The sequence below is a fragment of the Ruegeria sp. HKCCD4884 genome, assembly GCF_013110855.1.
Lineage (GTDB): Bacteria > Pseudomonadota > Alphaproteobacteria > Rhodobacterales > Rhodobacteraceae > Ruegeria.
In genome coordinates this window covers 124,161-144,941 of record NZ_WVRJ01000012.1, presented here as the reverse complement: position 1 = coordinate 144,941, position 20,781 = coordinate 124,161, and the positions used below count along the sequence as shown (strand labels likewise).

The 20,781-nt window shown below is 55.3% G+C and carries 15 protein-coding genes; 2 read left to right on the top strand and 13 right to left on the bottom strand.

Going from position 1 to position 20,781, the window contains the following annotated elements; genetic code table 11:
* Window positions 1-41: 41 nt before the first annotated feature.
* The 5 genes from GS636_RS17305 to GS636_RS17285 all read right to left on the bottom strand — a co-directional run bounded on the left by GS636_RS17305 (window position 42) and on the right by GS636_RS17285 (window position 5,436).
* Window positions 42-890: a sugar phosphate isomerase/epimerase gene (locus GS636_RS17305; protein WP_216602944.1), complete on the bottom strand. Its 849-nt coding sequence runs from the start codon at window positions 888-890 to the stop codon at window positions 42-44.
* A 2-nt stretch (window positions 891-892) separates the two neighbouring features.
* Complete coding sequence (locus GS636_RS17300; RefSeq protein WP_171671048.1) at window positions 893-1,885, bottom strand: ABC transporter permease; 993 nt, start codon at window positions 1,883-1,885, stop codon at window positions 893-895.
* Window positions 1,882-2,889 carry an ABC transporter permease gene (locus GS636_RS17295; RefSeq protein ID WP_171187362.1) on the bottom strand — a complete coding sequence of 336 codons (1,008 nt, stop codon included), beginning with the start codon at window positions 2,887-2,889 and terminating at the stop codon, window positions 1,882-1,884. Before GS636_RS17295 ends, GS636_RS17300 begins: the two co-directional genes overlap by 4 nt.
* Entirely contained in the window at window positions 2,882-4,387 is a 1,506-nt protein-coding gene (locus tag GS636_RS17290; protein WP_171671046.1) for a sugar ABC transporter ATP-binding protein, read from the bottom strand. The genes GS636_RS17295 and GS636_RS17290 overlap by 8 nt, the downstream gene beginning before the upstream one ends.
* 62 nt (window positions 4,388-4,449) lie before the next feature.
* Window positions 4,450-5,436 carry a substrate-binding domain-containing protein gene (locus tag GS636_RS17285; protein ID WP_171671043.1) on the bottom strand — a complete coding sequence of 329 codons (987 nt, stop codon included), beginning with the start codon at window positions 5,434-5,436 and terminating at the stop codon, window positions 4,450-4,452.
* A gap of 137 nt (window positions 5,437-5,573) precedes the next feature.
* On the opposite strand from GS636_RS17285, the gene GS636_RS17280 reads away from it, so the two are divergent.
* Entirely contained in the window at window positions 5,574-6,602 is a 1,029-nt protein-coding gene (locus tag GS636_RS17280) for a substrate-binding domain-containing protein (RefSeq protein ID WP_171671041.1), read from the top strand.
* A 216-nt stretch (window positions 6,603-6,818) separates the two neighbouring features.
* On the opposite strand, the gene GS636_RS17275 is transcribed toward GS636_RS17280, so the two are convergent.
* From GS636_RS17275 to GS636_RS17260, 4 genes are all read right to left on the bottom strand, one after another.
* A complete protein-coding gene (locus GS636_RS17275; protein WP_171671039.1) occupies window positions 6,819-9,938 on the bottom strand; it encodes an efflux RND transporter permease subunit in 3,120 nt (1,039 codons plus the stop codon).
* Between the two features lie 8 nt (window positions 9,939-9,946).
* A complete protein-coding gene (locus GS636_RS17270; RefSeq protein ID WP_171671037.1) occupies window positions 9,947-11,047 on the bottom strand; it encodes an efflux RND transporter periplasmic adaptor subunit in 1,101 nt (366 codons plus the stop codon).
* Between the two features lie 116 nt (window positions 11,048-11,163).
* Entirely contained in the window at window positions 11,164-11,769 is a 606-nt protein-coding gene (locus GS636_RS17265) for a TetR/AcrR family transcriptional regulator (protein ID WP_171671034.1), read from the bottom strand.
* Window positions 11,770-11,828: 59 nt separating this feature from the next.
* On the bottom strand, window positions 11,829-13,550 hold the full coding sequence (locus GS636_RS17260; RefSeq protein WP_371808742.1) for a GMC family oxidoreductase: 1,722 nt from the start codon (window positions 13,548-13,550) through the stop codon (window positions 11,829-11,831).
* Between the two features lie 458 nt (window positions 13,551-14,008).
* Between GS636_RS17260 and GS636_RS17255 the strand changes: the two genes are divergently transcribed.
* Complete coding sequence (locus GS636_RS17255; protein WP_171671032.1) at window positions 14,009-15,931, top strand: DUF3604 domain-containing protein; 1,923 nt, start codon at window positions 14,009-14,011, stop codon at window positions 15,929-15,931.
* A gap of 188 nt (window positions 15,932-16,119) precedes the next feature.
* On the opposite strand, the gene GS636_RS17250 is transcribed toward GS636_RS17255, so the two are convergent.
* The 4 genes from GS636_RS17250 to GS636_RS17235 form a co-directional block, all read right to left on the bottom strand.
* A complete protein-coding gene (locus GS636_RS17250; protein ID WP_171671029.1) occupies window positions 16,120-16,872 on the bottom strand; it encodes a sulfotransferase family protein in 753 nt (250 codons plus the stop codon).
* Between the two features lie 3 nt (window positions 16,873-16,875).
* Complete coding sequence (locus tag GS636_RS17245; protein WP_171671027.1) at window positions 16,876-17,712, bottom strand: hypothetical protein; 837 nt, start codon at window positions 17,710-17,712, stop codon at window positions 16,876-16,878.
* A gap of 139 nt (window positions 17,713-17,851) precedes the next feature.
* On the bottom strand, window positions 17,852-18,241 hold the full coding sequence (locus GS636_RS17240; protein ID WP_171671025.1) for a hypothetical protein: 390 nt from the start codon (window positions 18,239-18,241) through the stop codon (window positions 17,852-17,854).
* The gene (locus GS636_RS17235) at window positions 18,241-20,679 is read right to left on the bottom strand and encodes an FAD-dependent oxidoreductase (RefSeq protein ID WP_171671022.1); all 2,439 of its coding nucleotides are present in this window, start codon (window positions 20,677-20,679) and stop codon (window positions 18,241-18,243) included. Before GS636_RS17235 ends, GS636_RS17240 begins: the two co-directional genes overlap by 1 nt.
* Window positions 20,680-20,781 lie beyond the last annotated feature (102 nt).

The following is a 20,781-nucleotide window of genomic DNA, read 5'->3' as shown; positions in this document are numbered from 1 at the left end:
GGGACGGCCTCTCTCATGTCCGGGTGAACCTTGCACCGCAGTCATATGAGCCGGTATTGGGCGGCCTTGTTCCTGAGGAACGGCAAACCCTTGTCCATAACATCCTTGAAAGAAGGGGCAACGGGTCGCCAAATCGCCAGTCCGTACCCGATCTGTGGCGGCATATTGATGAAACTCTCCATTGCGAGCCCGCCCTTGAACCCAATCGCCGCCAATGTGGCGTAGATCTCGTCCCAATCGCAGGTCCCCTCACCCGGTGTGCCGCGGTCGCTTTCCGACAAATGAATGTAACGCAAGTGTTCGCGTGCATCGAGGATACCGTTGCCTGCGCCCTTCTCTTCGATATTCATGTGATAAGTGTCGAGATGGATGAAAATATTATCGGCACCTACTTTCTCGATCATCTCGACCGCCTGCCAACCCGTATTGATCAAGTGGTTCTCATAGCGGTTCACGGGCTCGATACCAAAGGCGATGCCCAGCGTTTTTGCGTGTTTCGCGGCGCCCTCCAAGGCGCGTGCGATATTGTCATACTCGGCCTGAGTGGGCGGCACACCTGTGCGTTCTCCAATGCCACCATACGTGACACCGGACAGGGCTTCTGCGCCCATCTCTTTGACTTTGTCCATAGCGTTGATCAGGTGCCCGATTGCGCCATCGGGATTGACCGAGGCCCAGTTTTGTTCGGGCAGTCCCAGCGAACAGACGGCCCGCATCTCGTGTTTTTCAAGCAAGTCACGCGTATGGGCTGCATCGACAACGCCTGTATCCAGCAGGGCAATCTCGATGAAGTCCATCTGATAGGCGGCCGCGGCGGGTATTGTCCGCTCGGCCCCATCGCGATCCCAGTGCATCGTCCACATGCTGGTATGTACGCCGAAACCTTCCATGATCATGTCCCTCTTCGTCGTTTTAATTGCCATCGCGCGCCAACCCACCGCAACGCCATCACGCCAATCAGAAACAAACCCCAGACAGCCGTAGACAGATGCTGGTTGGCACCGATCAGGTTCAGACCTGATGAAAGAGCCTGCAGAATAATCAGGGCCAGAACCACTGGCAGCACGCGCCCGAACCCTCCGAACGGATCGATCCCGCCTAGAAAACACGCCAGAACAGTTACCAAAAGCAACGCCTCACCATGGCCGACACGGACTGAATTGAAGCGCGCGGCCATCAGGATGCCCGCCACAGCGCAGATCATGCCTGAAATGGCATAAATCAACACAAGGGTACGACGTGTCGGCAGCCCGGAATACTCAGACGCCTGAATGTTCGAACCGATCATGTAGACCGAGAACCCGTGCCGCGTGCGTTTGAGCATGATGTGCCAAACAAACGCGGCCAGCAGGAAGATGATCATCGGAACCGGAATGCCCAGAAAACTGCCGTGACCCAGTACATTCATATATTCCGGGAAACCCGAAATATCGCCGCCGCGCGTCAGAAATTCACCCAAACCACGCAGGAAAATCATCATGGCCAGCGAAACCAGAATGGGGTGCGCGCCCACATAGGCCACCACGACCCCCATAACAGCACCAGAAGCAGCCCCAGCCAGCAAGGCAAGCGCTGCTCCAAGAACGAAAGCCCCTGGCCCCGCTTCGGCCCCTCCGAACGCGATGAGAACCCACGCCAATGCGAGCCCCGAGATGTTGGCCTGAAAGATGATCGCAAGGTTCAATCCGCCCGACAGGATCGGCACAAGCATGGCCAATGTCAGCAGACCCAATACCGGCATTTGAAAGGCCATTGAGCGTAAATTAGCGCCCGTCAGAAACAATGGTGTTGCCAGGGAAAACGCCAGAAAGACCAAGCCGAGAAAGACAAGCAATGGTAAGGTTTCGGCCCCAAGTGCCGCATGTAACCGTTCGCGCAGGTTCATCCCGTTTCTGCCTTTGCAATACTAGTGGCAGCACGCGGACGCCAACCAAAGCTCAGGTTCGATGACGAAATCGCCAACAGGATCGCAGCGCCGATAATCATCTGGAACGCAAAGGGAGAGATCCCCAGAAGGTTCAGACCGTTTTGCGTGATCGCGACAAACATAACCCCCAGAATGCATCCAAAGACGGTGCCACGACCGCCGCCCAACCGGGCACCGCCAAGCACTACCGCGGCCAACACGTCCAACTCGCGACCGTAAAGCGCATTTGGCACCACCTCTTGCGCAATGTTTACCTGCATCAACCCACCGATCCCGGCCATCATTCCGCACCATCCAAAGGCGACGATCTGCATTTGCCAGATATTCACACCCGCACGCCGAGCGCCCTCGGGATTATCGCCAAAAGCATAAAGCTGGCGACCAAGCGTAGTCAGGCGAATGAGACCCCAAGTCGCGACCACACAGACAATCATGACAGCAACCGAGAGATTCAGTTCTGACCAGGTCCCGTCCGCCGCCTGCCGTTCGAAGATGAAGATGCGGTCGGTCCACCAATCCGGCAGGTTGTAGATGTTTCGGCCTTTGGTGAAGAACATCAGCAATCCAAAGAACGCATTGAAGGTGGCGATGGTGATAACGATGGAAATCACCCGAAATCCGTGGATCAAAAGCGCGTTGACCAGTCCGAGACCGATCCCGAGCAGAGCTGCAACGAAAAAACCAATCGCCCAATTGCCGCCGCCAATGCTCATGAAAACCTGAGCTGCCACATATTGAACAACCGAAGCAGCCACCGCGAAGGAAATATCGATACCGCCAGCAATTAGGACAACCAGCAAGCCGACCGCCCAGATCAGATTGACTGCGTTATTGTTCAACAGCGACGTGACATTTCCCATTGTCAGGAATGTGTCGGTGCCAAGCGACAAACCGAAGATCATCAAAAGCAGAACGACGCTGAGGCGCGCTTCGACGGGGTGTGTTCGAAAGTGGTCACGCATAGATACGTGCCTCTAGTTCAGACACGCTGGTGGTGCGTGGATCGTATTCGCCCACAATCTGCCCATCCGCCATGTGAAGAACACGATCCGAATTGAACATCGCTTCGGTCACTTCGTCCGAGATCAGAAGGATCGCCAGTCCCTCATCGGCCAACTGACGCACGATCTTAAATATGCCGGCCCGCGCCCCGACATCCACACCGACAGTCGGACTGTCCAGGATCAAAAGCCGTGGTTCGGTTGCCAGCCATTTTGCCAAAACAACTCTTTGCTGGTTGCCTCCTGATAGTGTCGAGACCGCGTCTTCTGGTCTTCCAATTTTCACGGCAAGTTCTCTGATCCAGTGCCCCACAAGGTCGGATTGGCGTTTGGGAGACAACAAGCCAAGGCCATTGAGAATGCGGTCAAGCACAGAAATAGCGGTATTGTCCGCAATGGATTGCGGCTGGATAAGTCCTAAAGACAGGCGGTCTTCGGATACATAGGCAACACCGCGTGCGATGGCCTCGCGAATTGAGGCAAAGCGGACCGGAGTACCCTCCAACCGGATTTCGCCCACATCCAACGGGTTCATTCCGATCAGTGCATGGGCAAGTTCTGTTCGGCCAGCTCCGATCAAGCCGGTAAGGCCAAGCACCTCTCCGCGTCGGATGGTCAGGGAGACATTCTGGAATTCGCCGTGCCGACACATCCCCTGAACTTCCAGCACGGGTTCCGCCTGTGCGCGGTCCTGCGCATTGACTGTGTGTTCCAACAGCGCCCCGGTCATCAGTTCACCAAGACGGGATTGTGTCATGTTTTCCGTAGAATACACGCCGACGAGCTTACCGTCGCGCAGAACTGTGACCCGCTCAGAAACGTCGATAACTTCGGCCAGACGGTGACTGACAAAAACAACAGCGATCCCTTGTGAGGATAGCGTGCGCACCACCTCTAACAATGCATCTGTTTCGGTTTGGGTCAGCGAAGCCGTCGGTTCATCCATGAACACCAGCCGGGCTTCACCCATCAATGCACGGGCAATGGCAACAATCTGGCGTTGCGCGATCGGTAGGTCTCCCAGACGGGTATCAAGGTTCAATGGTACATGCAATCGATCAAGAACCGATTGGACATGGCGTCTGTAGTGGCTTCCAAAAGTCAGGCGCGGCATCAGCCCGACCATCTCATCAAAAGCGATGTTTTCCGCCACTGTCATATGCGGAAACAGCGCAAGATCCTGCCATATGACGGCAATCCCCAACGCCCGCGCTTTTGTTGGAGAAATCGTAGTGAAACTGTGGCCGAACAATTCCAATTCAGCACCGGGATCAGCTGTATAAACCCCTGTAACGATCTTGATCAGCGTTGACTTTCCGCAGCCGTTTTCTCCGGCAAGGCAATGCACCTCGCCCGGCCGCACTTCGAAATCGACGGATTTCAGCGCTTTTACCCCGCCGAAGGTTTTCGAGACGTTTCGCAGCCTCAACGCCGGGGCCGTATCAGGATCAGTTTTCATTGTGTTCTATGCCTTAGTGGAGACCCACGTGTCGCAGGTCTCCAAACCGTCGAAACACGACCTCAGAGACCTTTCGCAGCCAACTCGTCGACTGTGCTTTTGTTGATCTCCAATAGGTTGTCCGTGATGATGTTGCGGGTCGCTTCATCCGGGCTAACAACACCCAAACCTTCAATCTCGGTGCCTTCGGTGATTTCCTCTCCACTCACAAGCATATCACCCAAGGTGACAAAAACACGGCCCGCTTCGGCTGGATTCCACATAAACCCGCCGGATATGACATCATCTTTCAACAGTTTCTGACCCTGACCCGGCGAGAACGGACCAAGCACATGGACTTTGCCACCCAGACGACGTTCTTCAATCGCGCGCCCTGCCCCAATCGGACCCTGACTTCCAAAGGCAAGGAACCCGCGCAGATCTGGATTGGCTGCGATCAGATCAAGTGCGGTGGAACGGCTGTCATCAACACTTTCTGCTACGCCATAGCGATCACCCACCGGCTGCAACTTGTCAGAACAGTTTTCTGCCAGCCAGGCGATACCTGCATCCGCCCACGCATTGTGAAGCGGCACAGTCAGCGACCCAACGTAAACCGCGTAAGTGCCGGGCTCTTCGGTTTTCTCGCACAGCAATTTGGCATGTGCCTCTCCAAACCCATCTGCTGAGGCCAGCTCGAAGTTCCAGTCCACATTGTTAAGGCCCGGACCTTCATGTGCAATCACCTTGATCCCGGCATCCATGGCTTTTTGCAATACGGGTTCAAGCGCGGCCTCATCATTTGGCACCACCCCGATCACATCAACGCCCTTTGCGATCAGATCTTCGATTGCACGGACCTGAAGGGCTGGGTCGGCAGACGTCGGACCAATCATTTCGGCACTGACACCCAACTCACCGGCGCGCTCTTTGATGCCTTCTTCCATCGCGTTGAACCAGGGAATCCCTCCGATCTTTACCACGATTCCCATCGTGGTCTCGGCGACAGCCGAAGTCGCCGTTAGGGCAAGTGTGCAGACAGAAGCTGCGAGTATCATTTTTGTCTTCATAACTTCCTCCCTAATTGGCCAGCGCCAAACAGCAGCACCCGGCCTATAAATAATTGCACCATCGGTTGTTCTTTGTTGCGCAATCGATGGTGCATAGGCTATATTGAAACCGCTAATTTTGTCAAAGGGATATATTTTTGGCGAAAACTGATACAAATAAGCAGGTCACGATCTATGATATCGCGGACCGCGCAGGCACTTCGGCAAGCACAGTCGGGGCAGTATTAAACGGATCCTGGCGCAACCGACGCATTAGCGAAGAGCGTGCAAATACCATCCGAAAACTGGCAAGCGAGATGGGGTATGCACCAAATATGCAGGCGCGTGCGCTGCGCAGTGTCAGATCAAGCATGATCGGTATGATCATCCCAATGTATGATAACCGCTATTTCGGAGCTATCGCAGAGCGCTTTGAAACAGCCTCGCGCGCCAGGGGCCTGCTACCGATGACCTCGTGCACGCATCGCGAACCCGAACTGGAATTGGCCACCGTCAGGCAAATGCTGTCCTATAACGTGGATCACATTGTGTGCACCGGCGCATCCGATCCTGATGGTATTGCCGAGATTTGCCGTGCACAGAACGTGCCAACGATCAACCTTGATCTGCCGGGAACTGCTGCACCTTCAATAATATCCGACAATTACAGCGGCGCATATAAGCTGACCGAGGCATTGATCGAACGCGCTGATGCGAAAGGGCTCAACTGGCAAGATGAGTTTCTGTTCGTTGGGGGACGTCCGACTGACCACAACACAAGTGAACGGATACGTGGCTTTAAAGATGCGTTTAATCGTGCTGGCGCGCGTCCGATAGAAGACAACATCCTGGCTTGCGGCTACGCGGCGTCGAAATCCAAAGCTGCATTTTCGGCAAAAGTGAAAGCTTCGGGCCGCATGCCGACGGCTATGTTCGTAAACTCTACGATTTCATTGGAAGGTGTCTTCGAGTGGTTGGCACAGAATGACAGAGCCGCGCTGGACACAATTCTCTTTGGAAGTTTCGACTGGGATCCATTTGCGCAATATATGGCACAAAACCTGTTCTCGGTTCGCCAGGATGTCACCGCCATGGTGGACACCATGTTCCAGGTCATCGACAACGCAGCGCCATACGGTTCCGACGTGATACACATACAGCCGATTGTGATGTCTGAAGGTACGTAAACGAACCGGAACTCTGCCTTTTGCTTCCGCAGCTCACTTAAGAAAGTGACGTGATCGGCCTTCGCAATGCACTTTGTTCGCCTTTCGCATGTTTCAAAATTTGTGTCCGTGAACTCTTGTCGTTCTAAAAACACGATGCGCAATTCCGCAACCTCGACTCAGAACACATTGAGTTCTGCCTCGTCGAAGCGTCCACCCGCCAACGAAACGAACAAACTAGCGCACCCAAACGGTCTGTATCAGCCTTTCCCTTAGCGTCTGAAACGCAGCATAGAGTACGGGGATCATCAGGAGGCCCAATGTGCTATCCACCACCATGCCAAATAGTACCGGGTAACCGATGGACACGCGCGCCTCTGCACCGGCACCGCTGGACAATACCAACGGCAGAACTCCGACGATGAAACACAGACCCGTCATCGTCACAGGACGAAACCGGATTTCGGCAGCTTTGATCGCCGCCTCGTGAATATTGGTGCCGGAACGCCTTTCCTGATTGGCGAACTCAACAACCATGATGGCCTTTTTGGCCGCCAGCCCGATGAGCAACACCATTCCAATCTGCGCGAATATGTTGCTTGTCAAAAACGGAAACAGCGCCAACGGAATAAGCGCGCCCAGCAATGCAAAGACGGCCGACGTGATGATCGACAAGGGCAATATCCAGCTTTCATACAGAACCACCAGAAACAAGTAGGCCAGTATCAAGGCAGACAACATGATAAATGGCACCATGCCATGAGATTCTACTTCTTGCTGCGTCACACCGGACCACTCGATCCCAAAGCCGTCCGGTAGTGTTTTGTCTGCAATCTCTTGAATCGCTTTGATGCCCGCACCCGAACTGACCCCTTCGGCCAATTGCGCGCTGATAGACGCCGCAGTGAACAGGTTGTACCGGGGGATCGTGTCTGGCGCGAGTACCGGCTCACTGCTTAGAAAATTTCGCAACGGCAGCGACTCGCCCGAACTGTTTTTGACATAGATGTTGTCCACATCCTCCAGTGTTTGACGGAATGGCGCATCAGCTGAAAGGACGACCCAATAGACCCGATCGGACACGATAAAGTTGTCGACAAAAAACGAGCTGAGATTGGCTTGTAGCGCCGTGAATATGTCAGACACGCTTACGCCAAGTGTCTCGGCCCGGTCCCGATCCACTGACAGATGATACTGTGGTGTCTGACCCGAAAAACTACCATGTGCGCGGGTAAATTCGGGTGCGGCATTCAACGCGGTCACAAATGCGTTCATCACCGCATCCAGTTGCACACCGTCCCCTTTTTCATACTCCAAAAGCTCGACCGAAATTCCGCCCGCCGATCCTAGCCCGTGGATTGTTGGGAACGGAAACACATAGCTTTCCGCCTCTGGCAGGGTGGCCAGCTGTTGGTCCAGGTCTCGCATAATCGCATCCCAGTGCAGATCCGGGCTGGTGCGTTCGTCCCACGGCTTAAGAGTAACAATCGCCATACCGACATTCGACCGGCCACCTGCCAGCATGCTCGCCCCGGACACAGTGGTGACAGTGTCCACTCCGGGTGCTTTTTCGATCACCGTGCCAGCTTTGGCCATAAAGGCCTGTGTACGCTGTAGCGAGGCACCATCAGGAAGCGTCATGGCCGAGAGCAGAACACCATTGTCCTCTTGAGGGATAAGGCCGGTTGGCACCGTTCTGAACAGATAAATTGTCGCCCCGATACAGGCGGCGAAGAAAAGCAGTGACACCGCGATGTATCTTAACATCCACGACACCAAACGCATGTACTGCCGCCTACCCCATGAAACCGCCAACGGCACAAAACGCAATGGACCAATCGGTTGCATACCTGATTTCAGGACCATCGCGCACAGCACCGGGGCCAGGGTCAGTGCATTCACCGCCGACAGTACAAAAGCGAAGATAATAGTCGCCGCGAACTGGTAATAGATCGTTCCGGTCAAGCCGGGGAAAAAACAGACCGGTGCAAAGACTGCCGCCAGCACAAAAGTGGTTGCAATGATCGGGCGATTGACTTGTGACATTGCCTTAAGCGTAGCTTCGCGCGGTTCAAGCCTTTCTTCGGTCATGATCCGTTCGGCGTTCTCGATGATGATTATCGCGTCATCGACCACAAGGGTGATGGCGAGGACCAAGGCAAACAACGTGATCATGTTTGCACTGAACCCGATCGCATAAATCAAAGCGATTGCGCCCAGCAGAGAGACCGGAATTGCAATTGCGGGAACAATGGTCGCCCGGATACTGGCCAAAAAGAGAAACGTGACCGCGATCACCAATCCTGCGGTCAGCGCCAGAGTTTTAAGAATATCTTCGATTGAAACACGCACGGCGTCAGTGACGTCATACGTGATCTCATGCGAGACTCCTTCGGGAAACTTTTTTGACAGTTCACCCATCAGGTTGTGGACGCTGTCTGAAATCTCAAGCGCGTTGGCGGTACTCTCCTGATGCACAGCAATGGCCGCCGTGTCCTTGCCATTGAGTTGCGAAGAGCCGCTATAGGTGGCCGAACCGAGCTCGATCCGCGCTATGTCCTCCAGTCGGGTTATCGACCCGTCATCGCCAGTGGAAATGATGATCCGGCCGAACTCTTCCGCGCTTCGCAACAGGCCCTCTGCACGCAGTTTAAACTGGAAATCCGTGCGCGCATCGCCAAATGGCGGAGCGCCAACCTGACCGGCCGCTGCGACAACGTTTTGGTTTTTTATCGCATCGGCGATCTCTGACGCGGTGACGTTCAGCGCGGCCATACGAACCGGGTTGATCCAGATCCGCATACTGTATTCCAGTTGACCGAACTGCGTGACCCCACCCACACCTTGCAGACGCTGTAAGGGATCATGCAGGAAATCGGCCGCATAATTACTCAGATATAGTTCATCACGCGAACCGTCCGGCGAGGTCAGGTTGATCACAAGGATCATGTTGCCGGATTGTTTGGTGACCTCGATGCCCTGTTGCTGAACAACAGTCGGCAGTTCTGCGCTTGCCAGCGCGATGCGGTTTTGCACCTCAACAGCAGCAACATTGGGATCTGTTCCCAACTGAAACGAAACACTCAGAACATAGCTGCCATCGTTCGAGCTTTTGGACTTCATGTACAACATGCCATCGATTCCGTTCACACGTTCCTCGATGGGAGTGGCCACGGATTCCTGTATCACCTGCGCATCCGCGCCGGGGTACTTTGCAGACACATAGATCTGCGGTGGCGTAATGTTCGGATATTCCGAAATAGGCAAAAGACGCACACAAACCGCGCCGAAGAGAACCATCAAAATCGCGATGACTGCAGCAAAATGCGGGCGATTGATGAAATAGTGAGAGACCAAGCCAAGCCCTAACTCTGACTATCGACCGGTTTCACGAGAAGGCCGTCATGAATTTTCTGCAACCCCTGCACGACCACGCGATCTCCGTCCTTCAGGCCGGATTTTACCTGGGTTCTGGTTGCCGTCTGAGAGCCAATTTCGATGTCAATACGATGAACCGTGTCTTTGCTATCGACAGAGAACACGAAGTAGCCTTGCTTATCGAACTGAACCGCATTGCGCGGCACAGTCAACACCCTGGAGTCGTCCGATCCGCTGAGCGTGACGTTGACAAACTGTCCAGGAATAAGAAACCCATCGGGATTTGAGAATGTGGCCCTCAACTCAATAGTATCGGTGTCCTGACTGACACTGTCGCCCACATACGTCACCTTACCTTCTGTCTCGTAGGCCTGACCGTCGGCCAAAGTGATCCGCGTCGCAAGCTTGATACCTTGGGGGGAGATTGATCCATTGCGGCGTTCGCGCAGCAATACAGGCTCACTGACAAAAAAGCTGACCAGAATGGGGTCAACACTTGTGACGGTCGCCAAAACGCCGCTGTCGGTATTGACGATATTCCCTGCGTCAATCGACGACAAACCGATCCGCCCGTCCAAAGGGCTGATGATGTCCGTAAGGTCCAGCGCGATCTGTGCGATCTTCAAATTGGCCTGCGCCTCATCCACCGAAGCCTGACCCTCGTCATAGGCGGCCTTGGCCGTGTCCAGAACGGACTGGGGAACATCGCCTTTCTCAAAAAGCTTCTGCTGCCGGTCGAGTTCCGTCTTGGCGCTGAGCGCAGAAGCCTGGGCACTTTTCAAAGCAGCCTGCGCGCCTTCAACACTGGCCGCATATTTCCTTTTCTCAATGCGGAACAGAACGTCGCCCTTTGTAACGGCCCCCCCTTCGATAAAGTTGACCTCAAGCAGAACGCCTTCCACCCTGGCCTGAAGATCGACACTCTGACCAGCAACCACACGACCCACGAAGTTATCCTGCTTCTGCAGCTCCTCCAGTTTTGCAGAAGCTACCACCACGCTGGGCGCCGGTGGGTCAGATTGCGCAGCTGCGGGACCCACCAATCCAAGGGCGATCAGAACACTAAGTAACTGGGCCGTTTTTTTCATCCGATGCTCGCTTATCCGCAAGTACATGGCTGCCAGTATACTATTGATGGCTGAAGGCGGCACTGCAACGGAATTCTGGTTTGGCTGAATTGCCGAACCGGAATATGTCACGGGCTTCAGAATACTGAACCGGCGGCAACAGAAACAAATACGGATCGCATGTCTTTGACAGATGGCCGGGATCCTTTCAGGTATCCCTGCAACTGGAACCGAAAGGCTCCGTCCAGACGCATATATAGTCGCTCTTGATCTGTTCGATCCACTGCCAGAGGTGCCATCATCCCGATCAAAAGCTCTTCGATTTCTGTCACAACGGGCTCAAAAGTGTCGTCAAACATGGCTTGATTGCGGATGTCGTACCAAAGCCTGTGCAGTTCAGCTTCTTGCTGGATCGTCTCGGCGAGAGCATGGCAAAACGCTTTCATCGCCTTGTCCGGCGCTTCGATCCCTTTAACGGCCGAGGTCATCAACTCCACAAAGTGGAGCTTGTATTGACGGACACAGAAAACAAGCAATTCGTCTTTGTCTTCAAAATAGTAGTGCAGGCTACCCAGCGACATATCTGAATGCGCGGCGATGTCGCGCAGCGTGGTGCGCGCATAGCCATAGACTTTCAGCGCGTTGATCGCGCTTTCGGCAATCTCGCGTTTTTTCGCATCGCGCTTTCGGACCTTATGGGTTTTGCGGTCCGCAAGCTTGTTTATCGGTTCTACTTTATTCATCCCAAACCACCTTGGCCGTTCCGTGGCATAGGCCCACCCGCTGGGGTGGACCAATCCGTTTATGCGCGGATCAGATCCGAGGCTTTTTCACCAATCATCACACAGGGCGCTTGGGTATTGCCGTTTGTGATTTTCGGCATGATCGAGGCGTCGGCAACACGCAGGCCGGAAATCCCGTGCACGTTCAGTTCGGCATCAACAACTGCCATTTCATCCGAGCCCATCTTGCAGGTGCCCACCGGGTGATAGATCGTCTGTGCATTACCTCGGATCCAGGCACGTATGTCGTCGTCCGATTGCACTGCAGCCCCAGGAAAGCGCTCTGCGCCGCGGAATTCATCCATGGCAGGTGACATCAATATCTTACGAGCGATCTTCACACCTTCGACCATTACATCGAGGTCTTTCTCGTCTGCAAATGCGTTTGGATTGATGTTGGGTTTGTCCGTCGGATCGCTGGAAGCCAATGTCAGTTCGCCGACAGAGCGGGTTCCCACAACCCCCGGAAGCAATGTGAAACCTTCAGATCCATCGCTGGGGTTTCCAGCACCATCTGAAATGAACCAAGTGGGCGCGAAGTGGAATTGAAGGTCCGGTACAGGGGCATCATCCATAACCGTTAAATAGCCTCCGGCTTCACCGATGTTCGAGGTCAAAAGACCCATCCCCTTCTCCATCAGCAAAGCGCCTTGAGCTTCGTCTGTCGCATGGGCCAGTGTCACCGGCTGAGTACACTCGTAAGCCACTGGTGCCATGTAATGATCCTGCAGGTTCTTACCGACACCAGGCAGGTCATGCACAACGTTTATGCCGATCGCTTCTAACTCGGCCTTGGGGCCAATACCGGACAGAAGCAAGATTTGCGGTGACCCATAGGCACCTGCCGACAAGATCACTTCTGAACCAGCTTTTGCTTCAAGTATCTCATCACCAGCTTTGAAACGTACGCCCGTACAGCGATCATCTTCGATGATCAGGTTCTGAACATGCGCTTCGGCCTGGATCACGATGTTGTCGCGCTCCAGCGCTGGGTGCAGAAACGCGCCTGCAGTCGAATTACGGAAACCGCCTTGCTGGGTGACCTGATACAGACCAAACCCTTCCTGTTCCGTGCCCTCATTGAAATCTGTACGCTCAGCATACCCCGCTTCGAGCGCCGCTTTTACCATCGCCTGGCTCAGCACATTCGGATCGCGCTGGTCCGCTACGTTCCAGGCGCCGCCAACGCCGTGGTTTTCGTCTGCGCCACGTTCATTGTTTTCTGACCTTTTGAAGATCGGAAGAAGATCTGCATAACTCCAGCCCGGATTGTCCTTGCCCCAATCATCAAAACAGGCAGGGTTGCCCCGTTTATAGATCATCGCATTGATAGAAGTGGAACCGCCAAAAACCTTGCCGCGCGGGCTGTAATAAACCTTCCCGTCTGAATGTTCCTGCGGGACCGTGGTGTAGCCCCAATCAAGATCGCTCAGGAACAGATTGGGGAAAGCTGCCGGAATATGGATGAACTGGTTTTCATCCGCAGGACCGGCCTCTAACACCAACACAGTTTTGTCTGCATCTTCGGAAAGTCGCGCCGCCAATGCGCATCCAGCCGCCCCTGCTCCGATCACAATGTAGTCGTATATTTCTGCGGATTGTGCCTTGGCATGACGCGCCCCCAAAGCCAATGGCGCAGTGACCGCCACACCCAAAGCGGCGCTCTGACGCATAAACGCGCGGCGCGAAAGGTTCCCTGCACTGAAGGATTTTTGCAGTTTTTCAAGCTTTTCTTGCTTCACGATTTCCTCCCAAAATCTCAGCGTCACGGCTTCGAATCCGGGTGACGCGCAAAAAGTGAAACACATTTTCTGGACATCTGTACAGCTTTTTAGTTCAAAATTGACAAGGTGCCATCTGTATGCGCTGCAGTTTCCTGTGTCTGTTGGAATGATCGAACGAAACTTTTGTGGACCTGCCTTGATCGCCTGGTTTGGACCTTCAGCGGATACATCGCCCAGAACCTTAGAGGTCTGAAACAGAACTGACGGGCTGCCAGTACGCAGGCCGTTTTCTACTGCGCGTGTTCAAGAGCTGTTCGAATTTCTTGGCGTTTTCTGCGTGCCTCGCAGTCCTAAAACTCGCAGCCTGATTATTTCCGCAAAAAAGAAAACCAATATGATATAGAGAGATACGAATATGATTTCTTGCAGTGCAATTTAACGACGCAACCGGGCAATCTTGATTTGGGAGGTCAAAAATGCTTCGTACGTTTGGATGTTCTATCTCGCTAATACTGGCATCAACGACGGTCTTTGCCGACGCGGTTCCCAGCAAAGAAGCGGCGGAAGGATTATTTTCAGATCAACCGTATTCCCCATATGCCGAGCGCTCTTTTCCTGAACGCCCGTTGTGGGGCGACACGCATCTTCATACTGGGCTCTCATTGGATGCAGGAGCTTTTGGAAACACTCTGCTGCCGGATGAAGCGTGGCGTTTCGCAAAAGGCGAGCAGGTCATTTCTTCGACGGGGCAACCGGTACGGCTGGCCCGTCCGTTGGATTGGATGGTACTGACGGATCACACCGACCTGATGGGTTTTGCGCCGGATCTTCAGGCGGGCAAGCCAGGCGTATTGGCTGATCCAAAGGGATTGGAATGGTACGAGGGCTACAAGGCAGGGGGTGAAGAGGCTGGGAAAACCGCCTTCGACATCATCACCAACTTCTCGCAAATGACATTGCCCGAGGTTCTGTTAGAATCTTACAGCCCCGGTGCCGACGCATTTGCTTTCACTTGGGAACACATTGTCCTGGCCGCCGAAAAACACAACGATCCCGGCAACTTTACGGCTTTCATCGGGTTCGAGTGGACATCGGTGCCCAAGGGTTTCAACCTGCACCGGAACGTCATGCTGCGCGATGGGCCAATCCGAGCTTTGCAAATGGTACCGCCAGTCACGCAGCCGCCTTATGGTGATACGGATCCAAAATCCCTTTACGCATGGCTGGAAGAGTATCAGGAAAAGACAGGGGGCCGCGCTGTTGCTTTTGCACATAACGGCAATCTGTCAAATGGATGGATGTTCCCAACCGAAGACACGTATCACGGCGGCAAGGTCGACGAGGAATACGTGGCAGCCCGCGCGAAATGGGAACCCCATTATGAGGTCACTCAAATCAAGGGCGACGGCGAAGCACACCCCTTCCTGAGTCCCGACGACGAATTTGCGGATTACGAGAACTGGGACGTCGGCAATCTGGACATTACCGAGCTAAAGACTGACGATATGCTGGCCGGCGAATACGCCCGAGAGGCCTTGAAACGTGGTTTGATGCTGGAAGAAAAGTTCGGCGTGAACCCCTACAAGTTCGGAATGGGTGGCGCGACGGACAGCCATACCTCTTTGGCCACAGCCGAAGAAGATAACTTCTTTGGGAAATCGGTGAGTGTCGAGCCTTCGGCCTCGCGCATCCAACATCCATTCATTGCCAATGATCTAGGAGAGATTCCCGGCGACCTACTTGTTGCTTCCGGATACACCGCAGTATGGGCTACAGATAACACGCGCGCTGCGATCTTTGATGCATTCAAACGGCGTGAAACCTACGCGACCACTGGGCCACGTATTGGCCTGCGATTCTTTGGCGGGTGGAACTTCGATCAAGCGGATGTTGAAACCCGTTTCCTTGCAAATGTTGGCTACACCAAAGGTGTTCCAATGGGGTCAGACCTTCGCCCTCGCGAGGGTGATGGTGCGCCTTCTTTCCTGATTGCCGCTCTGCGCGACCCGGTTGGTGCAAACCTTGATCGCGTGCAGGTGGTCAAAGGGTGGCTGGATTCAGAAGGAGCCATGCAGGAAAAGGTTTACGACGTAGCATGGTCGGACAACCGAGTTGCCGATGACAACGGTAAGATCCCTGCGGTTGGAAATACGGTCGATGTAGAAACTGCCAGCTGGAGCAACACGATCGGCACTGCCGAACTTGTGACTGTTTGGACTGACCCAGATTTTGATCCGAGTGAGAGGGCGTTTTATTACGTTCGCGCCATCGAAATCCCGACCCCGCGCTGGGTGCTGTACGATAAGCTGCGATTTGGCGCTGAGCTTCCGGAAGACGCAGTGCTTACGCATCAGGAACGCGCCTATTCATCTCCGATTTGGTACACGCCGGCGGAATGATCAGGTCAACACATGAAATTGGATACCGGGGCGGTTACTACGGCCTCGGTTCCTCCTCCAAATCTCTAAGACCTGCAGGACGCTATTCATCCCCTGCGTAGTGTTAGCTCTTAAGAGCTACAGACGTTTTAACCACGTGCGTACCGGATGCCCGTTTCGGTTGCAGTGTTTGTTCTTCTGGTCTTCCACTATACGGTTTCAGAGAGACGCACACGGTATTGATGCATATGCAAGTAATGCGGCTGCATGCGATAATGGATGCGCTGCACGCGTCGTGGCGTGTTGCTGAGATCGACATACTTGCGCTTTTGCGGGACCAGCCCGGTGGATTGCGCCAGATTGGCATGAAACTTGCCGCCTTCGCACCAGCTGTGCTCGGAAGGATCTCCACCAGCTTCCCAGCTCAGCGCTTCTTTGATGAAGGGAATATCAACCGCCTCACAAAACGCACGCGTGACGTCGCCCGGGTTTTCCAGCAGATCATCGCTGTCGATGACAAATGGCCGTTTGCCATGTATTGCGGACAGCAGGTCGAACAGCGCGCGCTGCTCGGGAAGCCCAATCTCAAGCTCGTCGAAATCAGGCCATTTGTCATACATCGACGTGATTGTTTTGGCCGGATCACGGATCAGGAAGGCGTGGGTGAAGTACGACAGAAACTCTTCATCCCACATGTGGTTGATGTAGTTCGGGAAATCCTTGATGAAGACCGGGCCTTTTTCGGCACGGGCTTTGATGTCTTCCCAAACACTTTCCAGCGAAAGACCGGGCCGGGTCTCGCCTCCTTCGGGAAAACGCGGCCACATCGGGTTTTCCCCGTGATACCAGGCCTCACCAAAAGGTTCATGCAGGCAATCCAGATCGCCGCGTTGTTTCATCATGTGTTCGAACGCGGTTGAGGTGGACCGGGGGATGGCCCAGAGCGCGATGATTTTATGCATGGATCATGTCTCCAAAGTCGCCATCAACTGACCGTGGTAAGATGTTGGAGCAAGGCCCAAGGTCTTGAATAGGCGCCAGTAGAGCGCCGTGTCGTGACCAATGACCGGTTTCCCCAGCCGTTTTTCAAGCTCGGCCGTATGGTGCACCGGGCGGCGGGCTACTCCGTCCGAGGGGCGGCGATAGTTCGACATGCCGTTGATCAGGTAGGCATCCACATTCGGGGCCTGTTCAGCGGTGTAGTCGAAGCTCTTCCAGATCAGCTCTTCATCAAAGCACCAGACGCAATCATCGACCTCTTCCTGCGTGGCAAACCAGCCCTGATCAAAGAAATTCCCGGCCCAGACCACGTCAAACCCGGCCTCTTTCAGGAACCCGACCGTGCCCATGTACCAGGAATTGGTGTGATAGCAGGCGTTCAGCGCCACCTTCTCGGCACCGATCTCGCGCAGCGCCTCGACCATGGCGTAACCCGCCATGTGGAAGGGCGTTTCGTATTTGTCGCTGAGCATCTCGCAATGCTGGCGGATGCCTTCAACGCCCAAACCGCTGGCATGCACCCAGTTCGAACCGACCTGCCCGCACACATCGGCATTGTTGATCGCCATGCACTCGACGAACTCATCAAGCAGGCCAAAGTTCTTTTTCCGCTGATCCAGACCGTGCTGATAGCCTGGAACATGCAGCATACGCCCATGTACGCCGACAGTATCGGGTGCCATGCGGATAAAGTCCGACGGAGCCGCGCAATAGTCGAAAGGCGGGCAGGTGAACCCCACCTGATAGGGAAACAGTTTACGCTCTGGGTTTTCCCACCGTTCAGGTTTGGTGAAAGTGTTCATGTGTCATCTATCCTGTGCGAGGCAGCTCCGCTTGTGCATCCTGAAACAAAGCGCAGCCGCAAATCTATTGCTTTTTCGGCAAGAACTCTTGCCAATTCTGGAAAGAGTTCCGCTGCATTTTGCAGGTTCAAACCGGATGTCAGGCAGGGGCGTTTACCGTTTCGTCTGCCTTTAGCCGGTGCTTAAAAAGATGCTCGTAATGCGGCAGTGCTTGCGCATAGATCTCTTTGACGTGATCCGGTTGATCTTCAACCGAGCCATAGGTGCGCGGCATGGGCTTGAGCCCGCTGGACGCGCTCAGGCTGTCATGCCAGGACCCGTTATCATACCACCCCACTTCGGGCCGCGCGCCGGGTTCCCATGACAAGGCCTCGGGCACGAAGTCCAGACCGACGGCTTTGCACCAGGCCGATACGATACCTTCGGGGTTTTCCAGCAGATCGTCGCTGTCGATCAGCCTGATCCAGTCGATGTCCGGTGCAGGCAGGACGGCCTTAGAATATTCGCCAAGCGTTTCACGGTCCATCATCAGGCTGTTTCCAAAGCTGCTGCGACGTCACGCAGACGCAGATTTTGCGGGTCAAGAACCGCATCTGGCAGCACGATGGCCTTGTGCATTTCACCAAACACGATCACCTCAAGTTCGGTCCCCGGCTGCGCGGCCTGTGGTTTGACGAAGGCAAAGGCCAGATTGCGCCCTGTGACCGGACCAAAGCCGCCCGACGAGACCGAGCCGACCTTTTCGCCGTTCAGATAAACAGCCTCACCGCCCAGCACATCGGTGCCCTCCATCTGGATGTCCAGATAGGCGATGACCGAAGAACTGCCGGTCTCGGCCAGCTTGGCCAGCGCCTCTTTGCCGACAAACGCCTTGTCGAACTTCACAAAGCGCATCTGGTCGGTGTGCACGGGGCTGGCGTCATTGGCCAGCTCATGCCCACCGCGATAGGCTTTTTCCATGCGCATCATTTCCAGCGCCTTTGACCCAAACGGCACCATGCCATGGGGCTGGCCCGCGTCCCAGATCGCGTCCCACACAGCGCCAAGCTGATCCATGGGCGCGTGCAGCTCCCATGCCAGTTCGCCCGATAAGGACAGGCGCAACGCAATCAGGTTGACCCCTGCAACCGACATTTCACGCGCCTTGAGCCAGCCGAAGTCGGCGTTTTCCAGCGACGCATCGCTGAGCGGGGCCAGCACCTCGCGGGCTTTGGGGCCCGCCACGGTCAGAATGCCCCAATCGTCGGACAGGTTGCGGATACTCACATCCTCGGACCCGCGCTGATGCACGGTGATCCAGTCCCAGACGCGGCGCTCGGACGGGCCGCCGGTCACAAACCAGAAGCGATCTTCGGCCAGCCGCGCAATGGTTGCCTCGCCCTCGATCGTGCCTTGTTCGTTCAACAGCAGCGTCAGGCAGGTGCCGCCCACCTTTTTGGGCATCCGGTTGGCGCAAAGCCGGTTCAGATACGCCTCAGCCTCGGGGCCGGTGATCTCGAACTTGGAAAAGGCCGAGAAGTCGCTGATGCCAACGCATTCATGTACCGCGCGGGCCTCGGCCAGAGCGGCCTCCCACGATGAGCCACGTTTCCAGGACTCGGGCTCTTTGCCACCCCATTCGGGTTTGCCGTAAACGCGGGGACGCTCCCAGCCGCCAGCCTCTTCGAACACGGCATGCAACGCCTTGGTCCGGTCATGCACGCCAGAGCTTCGGATTTCGCGGCAGGTTTCATATTGCAGCTGCGGATAGGGCAGCGACAGGCGCGTCATGTAGTTCTCGCGGCAGCGCTGATAGGTATAATCCTCGTCCACACGGCTATGGAACCGGCGCGGATCAAAGCCGCGCATCGAGATATCGGCCGTGCCATGCACCATCCATTGCGCCAGCGCCCGGCCCAGTCCGGGCCCCCAGGCAATGCCCACGGTCGCACCGCAGGCCAGCCAGTGATTGCGCAAACCCGGCGCAGGCCCGACCAGCGGGTGCCCGTCCGGCGTATAGGTGATTGCGCCATTGACGATGCGTTTGATGCCGCGCTCCATCAGGCAAGGATAGCGTTCAAAACACTTCTCCAACCACGGCATAATACGGTCATAGTCGGGTTCAAACAGTTCGTTCTCGCTGTCCCAGGGGCAGCCCTCGCGCCATTTGGCCAGCGCGTCATGGGTGTCATACAGCCCGATCAGCGCCTCACCCTGTTCGCGGCGCAGATAGCCGGTAAAGTAATCATCGCGGGTGACGGGGATTTCATGACCCATCGCCTCGAACTCGGGCACCGCATCGGTGACCACATAGTGGTGCTGCATCGGGACAATCGGCAGGTCCAGCCCGCTGAAGGCCCCGATCTGGCGTGCATGGTATCCACCGGCATTGACCACATGCTCACAGATGATGTCGCCCTGCTCGGTCACCACCTTCCATTCGCCCGACGGCATCTGCTGCACATCCGTCACCCGGTTGCGGCGCACCACTTTGGCCCCCCGCATCCGCGCGCCCTTGGCCATCGCCTGACAGGTGCCGGATGGGTCAACATGGCCATCATCGGGCGTATAAATCCCGCCGATGATATGCGACGTGTCATAGATCGGGTTCAGCTTGGCGATTTCTTCGGGGGTAACCCAGCGACACTCCTGCCCGCGGGCCAGAACCGCGTCACGCGTGTGCATCAGCCAGGCACGGTGATCCTCGGTTGCGGCCACGCGCAAGGACCCGCAATTGTGCCAGCTGACGCCCTGCTCGGTCTCATCCTCAATGGTTTTATACAGATCCACCGCATAATCGTGACAGATCCCCAACGCATGGCCCGCCGTCATGCGACTGACCAATCCCGCCGCATGCCAAGTGGCCCCGGACGTCAGTTCCGCCTTTTCAACCAGAACAACATCTGTCCAGCCTTCCTTAGCCAGATGATACAGGACGCTGGCACCCATATTGCCACCGCCGATTACAACGACCCGAGCCGATTCCATTACAGTTCTCCGCGTTTCCTGCCGGAGACACTTCCGCATCGGAAAAATTTTGTCCACATTTTTTTCCTGCAGTATATCTTTTTGCCAATAACTTGATTCGGA